Source organism: Actinomadura napierensis, assembly GCF_039529375.1.
GTDB classification, from domain to species: domain Bacteria; phylum Actinomycetota; class Actinomycetes; order Streptosporangiales; family Streptosporangiaceae; genus Spirillospora; species Spirillospora napierensis.
Window position 1 is genome coordinate 21,915 of the sequence record NZ_BAAAMR010000003.1, and the last position, 16,736, is coordinate 38,650.

At 71.3% G+C, this 16,736-nt stretch carries 16 protein-coding genes; 12 read left to right on the top strand and 4 right to left on the bottom strand.

What is annotated here, in order from left to right; translation table 11 throughout:
- The first annotated feature begins 64 nt into the window (after window positions 1–64).
- The 6 genes from ABD296_RS02860 to ABD296_RS02885 are packed head-to-tail and all read left to right on the top strand — an operon-like array spanning window position 65 to window position 5,857.
- On the top strand, window positions 65–1,138 hold the full coding sequence (locus ABD296_RS02860) for an amidohydrolase family protein (RefSeq protein WP_344261045.1): 1,074 nt from the start codon (window positions 65–67) through the stop codon (window positions 1,136–1,138).
- A 35-nt stretch (window positions 1,139–1,173) separates the two neighbouring features.
- The gene (locus ABD296_RS02865; protein ID WP_344261047.1) at window positions 1,174–2,328 is read left to right on the top strand and encodes an amidohydrolase family protein; all 1,155 of its coding nucleotides are present in this window, start codon (window positions 1,174–1,176) and stop codon (window positions 2,326–2,328) included.
- Window positions 2,328–2,729: a Rieske (2Fe-2S) protein gene (locus ABD296_RS02870; RefSeq protein WP_344261050.1), complete on the top strand. Its 402-nt coding sequence runs from the start codon at window positions 2,328–2,330 to the stop codon at window positions 2,727–2,729. The genes ABD296_RS02865 and ABD296_RS02870 overlap by 1 nt, the downstream gene beginning before the upstream one ends.
- 12 nt (window positions 2,730–2,741) lie before the next feature.
- Window positions 2,742–4,037, top strand: a complete 1,296-nt coding sequence (locus ABD296_RS02875; RefSeq protein ID WP_344261052.1) for an NADH-ubiquinone oxidoreductase-F iron-sulfur binding region domain-containing protein — start codon at window positions 2,742–2,744, stop codon at window positions 4,035–4,037.
- A gap of 10 nt (window positions 4,038–4,047) precedes the next feature.
- Window positions 4,048–4,266 carry a ferredoxin gene (locus ABD296_RS02880; RefSeq protein WP_344261054.1) on the top strand — a complete coding sequence of 73 codons (219 nt, stop codon included), beginning with the start codon at window positions 4,048–4,050 and terminating at the stop codon, window positions 4,264–4,266.
- A 37-nt stretch (window positions 4,267–4,303) separates the two neighbouring features.
- Entirely contained in the window at window positions 4,304–5,857 is a 1,554-nt protein-coding gene (locus tag ABD296_RS02885; RefSeq protein WP_344261057.1) for a CoA-acylating methylmalonate-semialdehyde dehydrogenase, read from the top strand.
- Window positions 5,858–5,965: 108 nt separating this feature from the next.
- Here the strand turns inward: ABD296_RS02885 and ABD296_RS02890 are convergent, their stop codons facing one another.
- Both ABD296_RS02890 and ABD296_RS02895 read right to left on the bottom strand, forming a co-directional pair.
- Window positions 5,966–6,757 (bottom strand): enoyl-CoA hydratase, encoded by a 792-nt coding sequence (locus ABD296_RS02890; RefSeq protein WP_344261059.1) that lies wholly within the window; start codon window positions 6,755–6,757, stop codon window positions 5,966–5,968.
- Between the two features lie 11 nt (window positions 6,758–6,768).
- Window positions 6,769–7,260 (bottom strand): DoxX family protein, encoded by a 492-nt coding sequence (locus ABD296_RS02895; protein WP_344261061.1) that lies wholly within the window; start codon window positions 7,258–7,260, stop codon window positions 6,769–6,771.
- Window positions 7,261–7,583: 323 nt separating this feature from the next.
- Here ABD296_RS02895 and ABD296_RS02900 point away from each other — a divergent pair, with 323 nt between their 5' ends.
- From ABD296_RS02900 to ABD296_RS02915, 4 genes are all read left to right on the top strand, one after another.
- Window positions 7,584–9,044: a class I adenylate-forming enzyme family protein gene (locus tag ABD296_RS02900; RefSeq protein ID WP_344261063.1), complete on the top strand. Its 1,461-nt coding sequence runs from the start codon at window positions 7,584–7,586 to the stop codon at window positions 9,042–9,044.
- 55 nt (window positions 9,045–9,099) lie between these two features.
- On the top strand, window positions 9,100–10,164 hold the full coding sequence (locus ABD296_RS02905) for a phosphotransferase (protein WP_344261065.1): 1,065 nt from the start codon (window positions 9,100–9,102) through the stop codon (window positions 10,162–10,164).
- 90 nt (window positions 10,165–10,254) lie between these two features.
- Complete coding sequence (locus ABD296_RS02910; RefSeq protein WP_344261067.1) at window positions 10,255–11,124, top strand: LLM class F420-dependent oxidoreductase; 870 nt, start codon at window positions 10,255–10,257, stop codon at window positions 11,122–11,124.
- A gap of 70 nt (window positions 11,125–11,194) precedes the next feature.
- Window positions 11,195–12,454, top strand: a complete 1,260-nt coding sequence (locus tag ABD296_RS02915; protein ID WP_344261069.1) for an amidohydrolase family protein — start codon at window positions 11,195–11,197, stop codon at window positions 12,452–12,454.
- Window positions 12,455–12,542: 88 nt separating this feature from the next.
- Here ABD296_RS02915 and ABD296_RS02920 read toward each other — a convergent pair whose 3' ends face one another.
- Together ABD296_RS02920 and ABD296_RS02925 are read right to left on the bottom strand one after the other, a co-directional pair.
- The gene (locus ABD296_RS02920) at window positions 12,543–13,313 is read right to left on the bottom strand and encodes an SDR family NAD(P)-dependent oxidoreductase (protein WP_344261071.1); all 771 of its coding nucleotides are present in this window, start codon (window positions 13,311–13,313) and stop codon (window positions 12,543–12,545) included.
- 44 nt (window positions 13,314–13,357) lie between these two features.
- Window positions 13,358–14,527 (bottom strand): thiolase family protein, encoded by a 1,170-nt coding sequence (locus ABD296_RS02925; protein ID WP_344261073.1) that lies wholly within the window; start codon window positions 14,525–14,527, stop codon window positions 13,358–13,360.
- 212 nt (window positions 14,528–14,739) lie between these two features.
- Here ABD296_RS02925 and ABD296_RS02930 point away from each other — a divergent pair, with 212 nt between their 5' ends.
- Both ABD296_RS02930 and ABD296_RS02935 read left to right on the top strand, forming a co-directional pair.
- Window positions 14,740–15,771, top strand: a complete 1,032-nt coding sequence (locus ABD296_RS02930) for a LacI family DNA-binding transcriptional regulator (RefSeq protein ID WP_344261075.1) — start codon at window positions 14,740–14,742, stop codon at window positions 15,769–15,771.
- A 148-nt stretch (window positions 15,772–15,919) separates the two neighbouring features.
- Complete coding sequence (locus ABD296_RS02935) at window positions 15,920–16,735, top strand: FAD-binding protein (RefSeq protein WP_344261077.1); 816 nt, start codon at window positions 15,920–15,922, stop codon at window positions 16,733–16,735.
- Window position 16,736 lies beyond the last annotated feature (1 nt).

The window sequence follows — 16,736 nt, forward strand, 5'->3', positions numbered from 1 at the left end:
GCGGCGAGGGCCCGTGACCGGAGCAATTGTTTGATCCATCCGAGGAGAACGGGATGACCCACCGATGACCTCGCAGACCTCTCCGAAGATCGACGCCAGCGTGCACGTCTTCTTCAAGGACGGCGCCGACCTGCGCGGCCACCTGCGCGAGCCGTTCAGGAGCAGGGGGTTCCCGGACCCGGACGTCGCGTGGTACTCGCGGCCCGGCCCCAAGTACGCCGAGGGCACGACCGGCGCCGACGGCTCGCACCCCGGCTCCGATCCCGAACTGGTCGGACGCCAGGTCCTGGACGAGCGCGGCTTCGACTACGCGGTCCTGCACCCGATGTCGGTCGCCGGGACCCTGCCCGACTGGCACCTCGGCACGGCGCTCTTCGCCGCCACGAACCAGATGCTCGCCGAAAGGTGGCTCGAATCGGGTCCGTACGCCGACCGGTTCCGGGGCACCGTCCGCGTCAATCCCAACGACGTCGAGGGCGCGGTCCGCGAGATCGAGAGATGGCGCGACCACCCGCGGATGGTCCAGATCGGGCTGCCGGTGCAGACGCAGGCGCCCTACGGCAGGTCCTATTTCAAGCCCCTGTGGCGGGCCGCGTGCGACGCCGGGATGCCGGTGGCCGTCCATCTGGAGATGGGCGTCGGCATCACCCACCCGCCGACGCCGTCCGGCCCCACCAGGACGTACTCGCACCATGCGGCCTATCAGCCCATGACCTACATCTGGCACCTGCTCAACATGATCGCCGAGGGGGTGTTCCAGGAGTTCCCGGACCTGAAGGTGATCTGGGCCGACGGCGCGGGGGACATGGTCACGCCCTTCATGTGGCGCATGGACACCTTCGGGCGGCCCCACCTGGAGCAGACCCCGTGGGCTCCGAGGATGCCCAGCGACTATCTGCGCGACCACATCTACTTCGTGCACAGCATGCTCGACGGCCCGGGGGAGGCCGAGTACGCCTCGGAGTGGCTGCGCATGACCGGCAAGGAAGACATGGTCATGTTCGGTTCGAGCTATCCGGACTGGCAGACCGTGTCCCCGGAGGACCTGCCCTCGGGGTGGAGCGCGGGGCAGCGCGCGAAGGTCCTGGGAGGCACCGCGGCCGGGCTCTTCGGCATCGACCGGCTCGTTCCCGCCTGACCCCCACCGGCCGCCCGCAGCGAAAGGAGCACGTCATGACGATCGAACTTCAGCACGAGAACCGCACCGCAGCCACCGAGAAGGACCAGGTCAGGGTGGTCGACTGCGACGTCCACCCGGTGCCCAGGCGAGGGGAGCTCGCGCCGTTCGTCCCGGAGCCGTTCCGCCGCCTGTTCGCGCAGCGCTCCGAGCGGGCGGGCGAGATGATCTACTACGACGCGCCGGACTACGCCCACGCCTACGCGATGCGCACCGACTCCTTCCCCGAGGACGGGAACTTCGCCGGCTCCGACCCGAACCTGACGTTCCGGCAGCTGATCATGGACGCCGGCTCGGACATCGCGATCCTCGGCCCGACGAACGGCTCCGACGGCCAGACGGAGGAGGAGGTCCACGCGCTCGCCGTCGCGACCAACCGCTGGCAGGACGCCTGCTGGCTGGACCCGGTGAACAACTGGCACCAGCGGTTCTACGGCTCGATCGTCGCGGCCATCGAGGCGCCGGAGGCGGCGGCCCGGGAGATCGAGCACTGGGCCGGGCACCCGCGCTTCTGCCAGGTGCTCATCAACGCCGAGATGCGTCCCGCGTGGGGCGACCCGCGGTACGACCCGGTCTGGCAGGCGGCGTCGCGGCACGGCATCCCGGTCGCCTGCCACCTCGGCCGCGGCCGGTTCAACGAGCTGCCGATGTCGCCGGTCGGGTTCATGACCTACAACCACGACCTGATGGTCAGCTACTCGATGCTGGCGGCGAACCAGATCATGAGCCTGATCTTCGACGGCGTGTTCGACCGGTTCCCGAACCTGAAGATCGTCCTGATCGAGCACGCCTTCAGCTGGATCCTGCCGCTCATGTGGCGGATGGACGCCATGTACAAGGCGCAGGGACCGGAGAACGGGCTCAAGCGGAAGCCGTCGGAGTACGTGAAGGACCACATCTGGTTCACCACCCAGCCGCTGGACTACCCCGAGGACAAGCTCGAGCTGACCAACGCGATGGAGTGGATGGAGGCCGACAGGCTGCTCCTCTTCTCCTCCGACTACCCGCACTGGACGTTCGACGACCCGGCGTACATCGTCAAGCACGTCCCCGAGCGGATGCGCGAGAAGATCATGTTCCGGAACGCGGTCGACCTGTTCCACCTGCCGAGCGAGGTGCCCGCGCTCGCGGGGCGGAAGCGGGTCTTCTGATGACGGCCGAGCCGGCCGCCGAACGTCCCACCCGCCTCGCGCGGGGCCGCGAGCACGTCGTCGCGACCGTGGGGGAGATCCGCCCGGGCGAGCGCAGGATCGTGCCGATCGGGCGGCACGGCGTCGGGGTCTATAACGTCGGCGGCAGGTACTACGCCATCGCGAACTACTGCCCGCACGAGGGCGGCCCGCTGTGCCAGGGCCGCACGCACGGGCAGGTCGTCGTCGACGACGGCAACCCCGGGGGAGCGGCGGAGGTCCGGGACGGCGAGTTCATCTACTGCCCCTGGCACCAGTGGGGGTTCGAGCTGGCGACGGGCACGACGGCCGTGAAGCCCGAGTGGAGCATCCGCACGTACCCGGTGCACATCCGGGGCGACGAGATCGTCGTCACGGGCTGAGCGGGGATGCGGATGAACAAGTCAGCCGGCGCGCGGATCGGGACCGCCTACCCGGGCATCGACCCTCGGCTGCTCTCCTCCGGCGCGGGAGCCGAGGACATCGGCGCGTACAGGTCCGGCGGCGGCTACCGTCCGCTCGACGACCTCGAGGCCTTCGTCCGCGAGGTCGAGGCATCGGGGCTGCGGGGCCGGGGCGGCGCGGCGTTTCCCACCGGACGCAAGCTCCGGACCGTGCGGGAGCACGGCGCGGTGCCCGTCGTGGTGGCCAACGGCGAGGAAGGCGAGCCCGCCTCGGTCAAGGACCGGTGGCTCATGCGGCACCGGCCGCATCTCGTCCTCGACGGCCTGCGGCTCGCCGCCCTGGGCGCCGGGACGAGGGACGCGCACGTCTACGTGTCCGACTCCCAGAGCCGGCAGAGCATCGAACGGGCGCTGGAAGAAGTGTGCCGGGACCCGGCGTTCGCCATCGGCGTCTCCGTCACCCAGGTCGAACCGGCCTACGTCGCCGGCGAGGAGACGGCCGTCGTCCAGGCCATCAACGGAGGGCCGGCCGTCCCCACGGACAAGCCCCCGCGCCCCTTCGAGGAGGGCGTGGACGGCAGGCCGACGCTGGTCGGCAACGTCGAGACGCTGGCCAACCTGCCATGGGTGCAGAGGCTGGGCGCCTCCGGATATCGCGCACTGGGCACGGAGAGGAGCCCCGGAACCTTCCTGATGACCCTGACGTCCCCCGGCGGCATCGGTCTCCACGAGATCCCGTTCGGGACGACGTTGCGAGACGTCCTGACCTGGGCCGGTGAGGACGTCGCCTCGGTGCGGGGCTTCCTGATGGGCGGCTACTTCGCGGGGGTCCTCGGCAAGGGCGCGCTGGACGTGCCGCTCGAGTACGACGCGTTCGCCGAGCTCGGAAGCGGTCTCGGGTGCGGTGCCGTGGCGGTGCTGGATCGGGACGACTGTCCCGTCGCCACCTCCGCGGCGGTCATGGCGTACTTCGCCAGGGAGAACGCCGGCCAGTGCGGATCGTGCTTCAACGGGACCGCCGCCATGAGCGCCGTACTGGACTCGCTTCGCGACCACAAGGCCTCCGCCGCGGACCTGGAGCGGTTGCGCGGCTGGTCGACCGGTCTGCGCGGCCGGGGCGCGTGCGGAACCCTCGACGGTGCCGCGAACGTGGCGGCGGCGCTCCTGCGGGAGTTCCCCGAGACGGTCGCCGTCCACCTCGACGGCCGGTGCGACCCCTGTGCCGCCGGTGACGTGCGCCCCGACCCGCCCTTCGTCGCGCTGGAGCCGGCGGGGCACGGTTCGTGAGAGGAACGGCATGGTGAGAATCAAGCTCGACAGGACGCTGTGCGACGGCTTCGGCGTATGCGGCGTCCATGCCCCGGAGTCGTTCTCGATCGACGAGTGGGGCTACGCGTCGCTGGCGGGTTCCGGCGAGGTGCCCGCCCATGAGGAGGACGGCGTGAAGCGGGCCATCCTCGACTGCCCGGTGCACGCGATCACCAAGCTCTCCGAAGCGGGCCGCCCCGTCGCGTGAGGCGGCCGTCATCACCCAGGTGAGAGGCAAGGAATTCATGACGTACACATTGGACGGTGCCGCACGGCCTCGTGCCGGTGACGGGCCGTCCGAGGCCGTCCACTGGATCGGGGGCGCCGCTCACCCGGGCACCGGCGGACGGTTCGGCGATGTCACCGATCCGGCGACCGGCGCGGTCACGGGCCGCGTCCCGCTGGCGTCGGACGCGGACGTCGAGGCGGCGGTGGCCGCGGCGAAGGCCGCGTTCCCCGCCTGGCGGGACACCTCGCTGGCCAAGCGCACCGAGATCCTGTTCCGCTTTCGCGAACTGCTCAACGCACGGACCGATGAGCTGGCCGCGCTGATCACCGCCGAGCACGGCAAGGTCCTCTCCGACGCGGCAGGGGAGGTCGCGCGCGGACGGGACGTCGTGGAGTTCGCCTGCGGCATGCCGCACCTGCTCAAGGGCTACGCGACCGAGAACGCCTCCACCTCCGTGGACGTGCATTCGGTGCGTCAGCCGCTGGGGCCGGTGGCGATCATCAGCCCGTTCAACTTCCCGGCCATGGTGCCGATGTGGTTCTTCCCGATAGCGATCGCGGCCGGCAACACGGTCGTGCTCAAGCCGTCGGAGAAGGTGCCCTCCGCGGCGCTGTGGATGGCCGCGCTGTGGCGGGAGGCCGGCCTGCCGGACGGCGTGTTCAACGTCCTGCACGGAGACAAGGCCGCCGTGGACGGCCTGCTCACGCACCCGGACGTCAAGGCGGTCAGCTTCGTCGGCTCGACTCCGATCGCCCGGTACGTCTACCGGACCGCGACGGCGCACGACAAGCGCGTGCAGGCGCTCGGCGGAGCGAAGAACCACATGGTGGTGCTGCCGGACGCCGACCTCGACCTGGCCGCGGACCAGGCCGTCAACGCGGGCTTCGGCTCGGCGGGGGAGCGGTGCATGGCGATCTCCGCGCTCGTCGCGGTCGGCGGATGCGCGGACGCCCTGGTCGAGAAGATCGCCGACCGGGCCCGCGGCCTGCGCACCGGCGACGGCCGGCGCGGCTGCGACATGGGTCCGCTGGTGACCCGGGACGCCCGGGAACGGGTCGCCCGCTACATCGAGGCGGGGGAGTCCGAGGGAGCGGAGCTGGTCGTGGACGGGCGCCGTGCGGACTTCGACGCGGACCCGGCGGAGGGCACCGAGGGCGGATTCTTCGTCGGCCCGACGCTGTTCGACCACGTGGGCACCGACATGTCGATCTACACCGAGGAGATCTTCGGGCCGGTGCTCTCGGTGGTGCGGGTGGACTCCTACGACGAGGCCGTCGCGCTGATCAACGCGAACCCCTACGGCAACGGCGCCGCGATCTTCACCAACGACGGCGGTGCCGCGAGGCGCTTCCAGAACGAGGTGGAGATCGGGATGGTCGGCGTCAACGTGCCGATCCCGGTGCCCATGGCCTACTACAGCTTCGGTGGCTGGAAGAGCTCGCTGTTCGGTGACACGCACGCGCACGGTACCGAGGGAGTGCACTTCTTCACGCGAGGCAAGGTGGTCACCACCCGCTGGCCGGACCACGGCCACGGCGGCCTCGACCTCGGCTTCCCGCAGGGCACCTGACCCATCACGAGGACGCCGGTTCGCCGATGAACTCGTCGGCGAACCGGCGCGGGCCGTCCAGCGCCTCTCGCGAGCGGGACCAGGCGTGACAATGCGGCCGGAGTCGGCTCACTGGCGCTTGAGGCGCTCCTTCATGCCGTCGAGCTTCATCAGGACGGGGTAGCCGTCGACGCTGAGGGCGTTGCCGTGCCCGGTCTCATGGATGTCGAACACGGACTGGATCGCCGCGTAGAAGCCCTGCACGTCGAGGGTCTGGTTGACGGCGCGCTTGGCCTGCCGCAGCGCGAACGGGTGCATCTGCGCGATCTGCGCGGCGAGTTCCATCGCCGAGGTCTCCAGGTCGTCCAGTGGCACGACCTTGTTCACCATGCCGACCTTCTCGGCCTCCTCGGCGGTGATGCCCCGGCCGGTGAAGAGGATCTCCTTGGCCTTGCGCGGGCCGAGCTCCCAGGTGTGGCCGTGGTACTCCACGCCCCCGATGCCCATGTGCACGACCGGGTCGGAGAACTCGGCGTTCTCCGCCGCGACGATCAGGTCGCACGGCCAGCACAGCATCAGCCCGCCGGCGATGCACTTGCCCTGCACCGCCGCGATCGACGGCTTCGGGACGTTGCGCCACCGCAGCGTGTACTCCAGGTACCGCCGCGCCTCGGTGGCATAGATCGACTCAAGGGTGATCTTCGCGGGTGCCGGACCGCCGCTCTTCAGGTCGTGGCCGGCCGAGAAGTGCTTCCCGTTCGCGTTCAGCACGATGACCCGGACGTCCTCGTCGTCGGCGGCCCGGCGCCAGGCCGCATCCAGGTCGTCCAGCAGTTCCATGGTCTGGGCGTTGGCGGCCTCGGGACGGTTCAGCGTGATGACCGCGACGCCGTCGGCGGCCTTGTAGAGAATCTGGTCCATGCGCGTTCCCCTCACTTGAGCTTCGGCCGCCAGAACGTCGCCAGCAGCCCTGCCGTCGCGACCACGGCCACCCCGAGGGCGATGCCGCCGCCGGCCCAGCCCGTCACGTCGATGCCGGCCGCGTCGTCGACCGACACCTCGCCCGGACCGAGCATGGCCAGCGCGAGCGAGACCACGGCGAGCACGAGGACGTACTCGTAGCCGTCCTTGAAGACGAAGAACCCGTTGGGACGATGGGCGAGGAGGCCGGCGACCAGCATCACCGAGATGACGGCCGCGCACGCAAGCGGCGTGAGCAGTCCGGCCACGATCAGGGCCCCGGCGCCGATCTCGGTGACCACGCTCATCCAGGCCTGCAGGCGCCCGTGCCGCAGGCCGAGGCCGCCGAACCAGCGGCCGGTGCCCTCGATACGGCCGCCGCCCAGCCAGTGGTTGGCTCCGTGGGCGATCATCGTGATCCCCAGCACCGCGCGGACGAGCAGCAGGGCGACGTCGGCGTCCATCACCTTCCACCTTTCGGACGACCCGATCATCGGCGGCGAGCCGTCCGTCGGCTCGTCGCACACGTCCGGGGCAGTCGATAACGACCATTTGATATTAGGGTAACCATCAAATTATCGTCAATCCTGGAGCGCTCGCCGCCGCCCCGGGCGCCGGGCTCGCGCGGCACGCGGGACGAGTTCCCTCTGGTGCGAAGCGGATCGCCGCTGCATACTAACCTCGACGTCGATATCGACATCGGCGCCTCTGCCGGCCCACCGCGGGCGGCGCCGGCCCGCCCGCGTCCGGACGGCCGGTGATCCGGGACGACCCTGGAAGGCGGTTCATGAACAGCCCCGAGAAGAGCTACGGCAGGCGCCTCGCCGAACTGGCCGACGAACATCCGGACGACCTCGCCCTCCGTTTCGTCCTCCTCGACGGAGGGGAGCCGGCGTTCACCTGGCGCGAGCTGCACGACCGGTCGAGCCGGCTGGCCGCCGCCCTGGCGGCGCGCGGGCTGGCCCTGGGCGACCGGCTCGCGCTGAGCCTGCGCAACACCCCCGAGTTCGTCATCGGCGCGTTCGCCGCGTGGAAGCTCGGAGCGGTGCCCGTACCGGTGCGGTGGGACCTGCCGGACTGGGAGCTGTCCCGGCTGCGGGACGTCGTCGACCCGAAGGTCCACCTGGACGTCTCCGACATCCCGTGGATCCGGGCCACGGCCGCCGACCCGGTGCCCGACCTTCCGGACGCGGTCGCGCCGCAGCGCTACGGCATCTGCAGCAGCGGCTCGACGGGCACGCCGAAGGTGATCCTCCCCGGCGAACCCGGGATCTACAGGGAGGCGGCGACGGCACCGTTCGCCCAGTCCTGGGCGCCGGTTCCGCGCCCCGAGACCATCATGGTGCTGGCGCCGCTCTACCACACCAACGGCTTCTCCACGCTGATGAACCTGCTGGGAGGCGACCGGCTCGTCATTCTGGAGAAGTTCGACGCGGCGCGCGTGGTGGACGTCATCGAGCGGTACCGGGTGTCGACGTTCACCGCGACGCCGACGATGCTGAAGCGCATCGCCGACGTCCCGGACATCGAGCGGCGGGATCTGTCCAGCGTCCAATGGTTCCTGCAGGGCGCCGCGCCGATGCCGCCGTCGCTGGTGCACCGCTGGGCGGATCTGGTCGGCGCGGAACGCGTCTTCATGGCGTACGGCATGACGGAGGGGTTCGGCCTCACCGCCCTGCGCGGCGACGAGTGGATGACGCACGAGGGCAGCGTCGGACGCCCCTTCCGCGACACCGACATCCGCATCCTCGACGGGAACGGCCGCGAACTGCCTCCGGGGGAGATCGGCACGGTGTACCTGCGGTCGTCCGTCGGCGGTGACTACACCTATCTCGGCGACGCGCCCCGGGCCGCCGCCACCGCCGACGGGTTCCAGAGCGCCGGCGACATGGGGTACCTCGACGGCGAGGGATACCTGTACCTGAAGGACCGGGCGGTGGACCTGATCATCACCGGCGGCGCGAACGTGTTCCCGGCCGAGGTGGAGGCGGCGCTCATCGACCATCCGAAGATCGCCGACGTGGTGGTCATCGGGCTGCGCGACCCCGAATGGGGCCGCCGGGTGCACGCCGTCCTCGAACCCGCCGACCACGCCGCGCCGCCCACCGCAGAGGAGATCATCGCCTACGCCAAGGGCCGGCTGGCCGCCTACAAGGTGCCGAAGACGGTCGAGGTCGTCGAGGCCGTCCCGCGCAGCGAGGCGACCAAGGTCAGCCGCAAGGCCATGGTCGAGGCCCGCGGCGGCTGACCGTGCCGGCCGGCCGCGCCGGGACGACGACCTTCCCACCCCCGAAAGAGGCATCATGACGTCAACGCACGAGCAGTCGCCGCCGGTCCCCGACACCCTGGACGAACTCCTGTCGCCGGAGTGGCTCACCCGGGCGCTCGGTGCCCGCTTCCCCGGCGTCCGCATCTCCCGCGTCACGCCCGGTCCCGTGGTCAGCCGCCTGTCGACGAACGCGCGGTTCCACATCGAGGGCGAGGGCGGGCTCCCGCCAGGCCTGCCCTCCGACCTGTGCGGGAAGGGCTACTTCACGGACGCGGGCTGGCCGGCCCGCGCGTCCGGGGTGTACGAGGTGTCCTTCTACCGCCACCTGGCGGCCAAGAGCGGCGTGCGCACGCTGCGCAGCCTGTACGCGGACATCTCCCCGGAGACCCGGCACGGTGTGGTCATCACCGAGGACGTCGTCGCGCAGGGGGGCACGTTCCTCGACGCGACCAGCGACTACACGCCGGACCTGACGGCCGAGAGCCTCACGGAACTCGCCAAGCTGCACGCCGCGACCTGGGCCGAGCCGGCCCTCAGCACGGCCGGCTGGCTGACGTCGCGGCTCGACTCCTACATGAGGGCGCGGGGCATCAAGGAGATCCGCGGCAACTTCGAGAGCGAGATCGGCGCCGGGGTGCCGAGCGAGGTCCGCGATCCCGAGCGGCTCTTCGCCGTCTACCAGGCGCTCGCGGAGCAGACGCCCGGCGCGGCACCGTGGGCGGTCATCCACGGAGACCCCCATGTCGGCAACCTCTACCTCGACGGAGACGGACGGCCCGCCTTCCTGGACTGGCAGCTGGTCCAGCGGGGGCCCTGGTACATCGACGTCGGCTACCACATCGCGTCCACGCTCAGCGTCGAGGACCGGCGCAGAACGGAGGACGACCTGCTGCGGCACTACCTGGACAGGCTCCGCGCCGGAGGCGTCGAGGCTCCTTCGTGGGACGAGGCGCGGGAGGGCGTCCGCCGGGGCATCATCCACGGCTTCTATCTCTGGAGCATCACGCTGAAGGTGGCCCCGGCCATGACGAGCGTCCTCCAGCATCGGCTCGGAACCGCCGCCGCCGATCACGACGCCTTCGCCGCGGTGGGCCTCTGAGACCGCGCCGCTCCGCCGAATGGTTCGATGTGCTTAAATGTATGAACAGTTAACGTCGACTGGCGGAGAAGCAGTGGTTCGGAGCGGCGGATGAGACTCGCACTGCACATCAACGACTACTCGAGCCTCGGCCCGCCCGCCCGGATGGCGCCGGCGCTCGCCCGCGTCGCCCGGACGGCCGAGGAGGCCGGGTTCGCCCGCCTCAGCCTGACCGACCACGTGTGGCAGATCAGCATGCTCGGCGAGCAGGACGAGCCGATGCTGGAGGCCTACACGACCCTCGGGTACCTGGCCGGGCAGACGCGGTCGATCGAACTGCAGACGCTCGTCACCGCCGCGACCTACCGCCCGCCCGGCCTGCTCGCGAAGATCGTGACGACGCTGGACGTGCTGACCGGGGGCCGCGCCTGGCTCGGCATCGGCGCGGGCTGGAACGAGCAGGAGGCGACCGGCCTCGGGCTGCCGTTCGGCGCCCTCGCCGAACGCTTCGCGCAGCTGGAGGAGACCGTCCAGATCTGCGACCGGATGTGGGGGCCCGGCGAGGACGCCTACGCCGGTGAGCACCACCGGCTCGCGAGCACGCTCAACTCGCCGCAGCCTCTTCGCCGGCCCCGGCCGGGGATCCTGATCGGCGGGGGAGGCGAACGGAGGACATTGCGGCTGGCCGCGCGGTACGCCGACGCCTTCAACGTCCACGGAGGAACCGACGCCGGGCAGAAGGCGGACCGGCTGCGCGAGCACTGCGCGGAGATCGGACGCGACCCGGACGAGATCGAGCGGACCGCCGTCCTGCCGAACCCGGCGGAGGCCCCCGCGGACCCCGACCGGCTGCTGGAGGAACTCCGGCGGCTGCACGGGCTCGGCTTCACCACGGTCTTCACCGTCGTGCCGGACGTCGGAGCGATCACCCCGCTGGAGGCGTTCGCCGCCAAGGTGATCCCCGAGATCTCCACCTGGTGACGGCGCGCGCAGCCCGGCCGCACCGGGCGACACGACACACCCGCACAGCATTCGACGGAAGGGAATCGGGATGAACGTCGACGACATGATCCTGGTCAGCATCGACGACCACGTCATCGAGCCGCCCGACATGTTCGACGCCCACGTGCCCGCCAAGTACCGGGACCAGGCGCCGAAGTCGATCGTGGACGAGAACGGCTACGAGAACTGGTGGTTCCAGGGCGTCCCCAGCGTCTCCACCAGCCTCAACGCCGTCGTGGGCTGGCCCAAGGAGGAGTGGGGGATGAACCCCTCCACCTTCGCCGAGATGCGGCCCGGCAGCTACGACATCCACGAGCGCGTGCGGGACATGAACCGCAACGGCATCCTCGCCTCGATGTGCTTCCCCTCGTTCGCCGGCTTCAGCGCGCGGTTCTTCCAGGAGGCCGACGACAAGGACCTCGCGCTGATCATGCTGAAGGCCTACAACGACTGGCACATCGACGAGTGGGCGGCGGCCTATCCCGGACGGTTCGTCCCGATCGCGCTCGGGCCGGTGTGGAACCCGGAGGAGCTCGCCGGGGAGGTGCGGCGCGTCGCGGCCAAGGGCGTCCGGGCCGTCTCCATGCCCGAGCTGCCCCACCTGCAGGGCCTGCCCAGCTACCACGACCTGGAGTACTGGGGCCCGTTCTTCCGCGCCGCGTCCGAGACCGGCGTCGTCATGTGCCTGCACATCGGGCAGGGCTTCGCCGCCATCAACGGCGCCCCGGACGCCCCGATCGACAACATGATCATCCTGGCGACGCAGGTGTCCACGTTCGCGGCCCAGGACCTGCTGTGGGGCGGGGCCATGACCCGGTACCCGGACCTGAAGATCGCGTGGTCGGAGGCGGGGATCGGCTGGATCCCGTTCTACCTGGACCGCTGCGACCGGCACTACACCAACCAGCGCTGGCTGGGGCACGACTTCGGCGGGAAGCTGCCCAGCGACATCTTCCGCGAGCACTCGCTCGCCTGCTACGTCACCGACCCCACCGCGCTGAAGGTCCGGCACGACATCGGCATCGAGAACATCGCCTGGGAGTGCGACTACCCGCACTCGGACACCATCTGGCCCAACGCTCCCGAGTTCGTGCTCGGCGAGATGAACGAGGCGGGCGTCCCCGACCACGAGATCAACATGATCACGTACCAGAACACCTGCCGCTTCTTCGGCTGGGACGCCTTCAAGGACATCCCGAAGGAGCAGGCGACGGTCGGCGCGCTGCGCGCCCTGTCACCGGACGTCGACACCACCACGCGCTCCAAGCACGAATGGCGCCGCCTGTACGAGGCGTCGCACGCGTCCTGAGGGGGCGGCACCGGAGATGGCCTCGCCGCGCTGCGGCGAGGCCATCGAACGGAACGAGCACAGCGGGCGGTGACACCGCCCCGGCCGGTCAGTGGGAGAAGGCGTAACCGCCGTTGAGGGGATAGGTCTGCCCCGTCACCCAGCCGGCCTGCGGACCGGTCAGGAAGGCCACCAGCGCGGCGGCCTCGCTCGGCCTGCCGGTGCGGCGCACGACGTACCGGCCGAGGGCCCGGGCGCGTTCGGGATCGTCGGCCGGAGCGTCCTCGGGTCCGATCGTCCCCAGGGACACGCAGTTGACGGTGACACCGTGGCGGCCGACCTCGCGGGCGACCGCCCGGCTGAACCCCGCGGCGCCCGCCTTGGCCGCCGAATAGGCCGCCAGGGTCGGCTCTCCCACTCGCCCGGCATCGGAGATCAGGGTCACGACCCGGCCCCATGACGCGTCGATCATGCCGGGCAGGAACGCCCGCACGGCATGCATCACCCCGTACAGGTTCACCCGCAGGAAACCCTCCCAGTCGGCCGGCGCCGTTTCGACGAACGGCGTGAGGTCGTCCCTCGTCATGCCCGACGTCCGGCCCGCGTTGCCGGCGTTGTTGACGAGGATGCCGACCGGGCCGGACGTCTCCGCCGCACGCCGGACCGCGGCCCAGTCGGTGACGTCGAACGCCGCCGCCGTCGCCCGGCCGCCGTCCTCCGCGATCTCGGCGGCCACCTGCTCGGCTCGCTCGTGGGAGAGGTCGTTGACGACGACGTGGGCGCCCCGGCGGGCGAGCTCGCATGCGATGGCCCGTCCCACGCCCTGGCCGGCGCCGGTCACCAACGCGCGCCGGTCGGCATGCGTGCGTTCCGTCGTCATCCGGTCCTCCTGGTGATCGCTGACATGCGCGGGGCGCCGGTCGGTCAGGGGACCTCGATGACGACGGCGCCGCCCTGGCCGCCGCCGGCGCACATGGTCGCCAGGCCGAATCCGCCGCCGCGCCGGCGCAGCTCGTGGACGAGCGTGGTCACCATGCGCGCGCCCGTCGCGCCGATCGGATGGCCGAGGCTGCAGCCGCTGCCGTGGACGTTGACCCGGTCCTCGCCGAGGCCGAGCACCTCGCAGGCCGCCACCGGGACGGAGGCGAACGCCTCGTTGATCTCCCACAGGTCGATCTCGGAGGCCCGCAGGCCGGCCCGTTCGAGGACCTTGGTCGCGGCGTCGATTGCGCCGACGCCGGTGTACGCGGGCTGGACCCCGACCGCCGTCCAGGCGCGCACGACCGCGAGTTCCGGCAGATCCTCCGCGCGCGCGAGGTCGTCGGCGACGATCGCCAGAGCGGCCGCGCCGTCGTTCATCCCGCTGGCGCTGCCCGCCGTGATCGAGAAGCCGTCGATCTCCGGGTGCAGCGGTGCCAGCGACGCGAGCTTCTCGGCAGAGGTGTTGGAGCGGGGGTGCTCGTCCGCCGCGAACTCCACCACGGAACCGTCCCGGCGGGTCACCTTGATGGGGACGATCTCGTCGGCGAACGCACCCGACCCGGTGGCGGCGACGGCCCGCTGATGCGAGCGCAGCGCCCAGGCGTCCATCTGCTCCCGGGTGAGCCCGTACCGCTGGGCGACGTTCCAGCCGACGCTCAGCGACACGTCGTCCGTGGCCTCGTCGGTGTGCGGGAACGTCGGGGCGATGCGCTGCTCGGAGCCGTCGCTCCCCGGGATCCGCCAGGTCAGGGAGGGGCCGGTGGAGCTCGACTGGACGCCGCCCGCCACGACGGCGCGGTCCATGCCCGCCCGGATGCTCGCCGCGGCCATGCCGATCGCGGCGAGGCCGCTGGCGCAGTGCCGCTGTACCGCGACGCCGGGCACGTGGGTCATTCCCGCGGCGACCGCGGCGTAGCGGGCCAGGTCGCCGCCGCCGTACATCACCTCGCCGAAGGCGACGTCGTCGAACCGGCCCGGTGCGAGCCCGGACCGGCGCACGGCCTCCCGGAGGACATGGGTCGCCAGGTCCTCCGCGGGCGTCTCCGAGAGGGTCCCCTTGAAGGCGGTGCCGATGGGAGTCCGCACGGCACTGACGATCACGGCTTCGGGCACGGGACCACCTCACTGTCACGTTCGAGTCCCGGCGGTGAAGGGCACCGCCGGGGCGATGCTGGCTCCAATATAATTCTAAAGAACTAAACATGTCGAACTCTAATATCCAGGTGCCGTGCCACGCGATCCGGCGCCCCGGTCTGCCGTACGGTGAGTGGGCCCAGCCCCAGCCCCGGCCCGGGGACACGCCTTCGAGAGAGCGGGAGACGAGAGTGCCCAGGCAAGCGGAGGGCAGGAGCCCGGCCGGCCGGCCGGGCTCCCGGCCGGCGACCAGCGTCGACGTCGCCAAGCTCGCCGGAGTCTCCCGGGCGACGGTGAGCCACGTGCTGAACGGCCAGGTCGAGCGGTTCAACACCGACACCGTCGAGCGCGTCCGCCGCGCCGCCGCCGCGCTCGGCTACGTCCGGTCCGCGGCGGGACGGGCCCTGGCGCTGGGCAGGAGCGACTTCATCGTCGTGGTCGTCCCGAACGTGACCTTCATCCGCCTCCAGGACGTCGTCGAGACGCTCTCCGTCGACATCGAGAAGCTCGGCTTCACCGCGGTCGTCCACTTCAGCGTGCCCCGGCCGGGGGGAACGGGGACCGACCGGCTGCGGCACCTGCTCGAGACCCTCCGGCCCGCGGGAGTGCTCAACCTCGGCGGACTCACCCGTGCCGACCTGGAGTTCGTCGAGCAGGCGGGCTGCCCGGTGCTCCCGCCGGAGACGCCGCCCTTCGACGTGAACAAGTGGCTCGGCTTCCTCCAGGCCGATCACCTCCGCTCTCGCGGATACACGCAGATCGCCTACGCCTTCCTGGCGGACGAACGCGATGACTCGTACGCGCGTGCGCGCGCGGCGAGCGTCGCCGAGTTCTGCGCGGCCGAAGGCATGGCCCCCTCCGTCGACATCCACGTGCCCATCGAGCCCGAGGGGGCGCAGCGAGCGTTGAAAACACTCCTCGAGGTGCGCCGGCCGCCGTTCGGGGTCGCCTGCTACAACGACAAGGTGGCGCTCGCCCTGCTCTTCGCCGCCCGCCGGCTCGGGCTGGCGGTACCGGGCGACGTGGGGGTGATCGGCCTGGAGGGCGCCGACGTCGGGCAGGTCGTGTCGCCCCGGCTGACGACGGTCCGAAGCGACGTCCCCGCCGCGATGCGGCCCTTCCGGTACGCGCTCGCACAGGCCTACGGAGGTCCGGCGTCTCCGGAGGACGGGCCCGTCCTCGAGAAGGAGGCGTTCGCGGTGCTGCTCGGAGAGACGACCTAGCCGCCGGTCCGGCAGCGCCGGATCACGGGGCGTCAACAACCGCGGGAACTGTTGACGCGCGTCAACGTGGCTTCTTAGTCTGAGCACGCCGACCAAGGCCTCCGGGGACGACCGGCCCCGGAGGAGGGCGCTGCGAGGAGGTTGGCCGATGGGGCCGAGCGGGCGTGTCGATGTGGTGGTGATCGGGTCCGGCATGAGCGGGCTCGCCTCCGCGGTCGTGTCAGCGAAGGCCGGGGCCCGCGTTCTGCTCCTCGACCAGGACGTTCCCGTCAGACGCAGGCTGATCTCGTCCCGGGCCGACCGTTCGCGCGAGGCGCTGCGGGCCGGTCTCTGGCGGGCCGTGCAGGCGGTGGGGGTCCAGGTGCAGGTGCACTGCCGCGCCCACGAACTCGTCATGGACGGCGGGAAGGTGAGCGGTGTCGGTTACGCGATGCTGCCGTCCCGGGGCGCCGCCTCCACGGGCTACCGCCTGCTGCGGAGGATGAACGCCAAGGTGCCGGAGCGCTTCGGGTCCGTCCTGGACAGGGCCGCCGACTCGGTATGGCGGTCGGCGTTCGACGTCGGCGAGGTCGGCTGCCTCCGGGTCGTCCTCGCCATGGACCCGCGCCACTGGGAGTTCGTCGGGCCCGCGGCGTGGGCGGCGGCGCGCGGCCTCGACGCCGGAGCACAGGCCCAGCCCGAGAACCTCCGCCGGCTGCGCGCGATCGGCCCGGCGGACGGCGACGGCCGGCGCACTCCCGAACTGGCCGTCCGCGAATGGTGCGCGTCCCATGACGCGGCGGCCTCCGCCTCGCTGCTGGAGGAGCTGTCCGTCGACAAGACGACCGGAGCCGTCGTCGTGAGCGAGGGATGGCGCGTCCGGGGCCTCTACACGGCCGCGCACGTCGACGACGCCGAGGTGATCCACAGCTTCGCCCCCGCCGCGCTGTCGGGGGACGGGGCCGCCCTGCGGCGGGCGGCCTGAG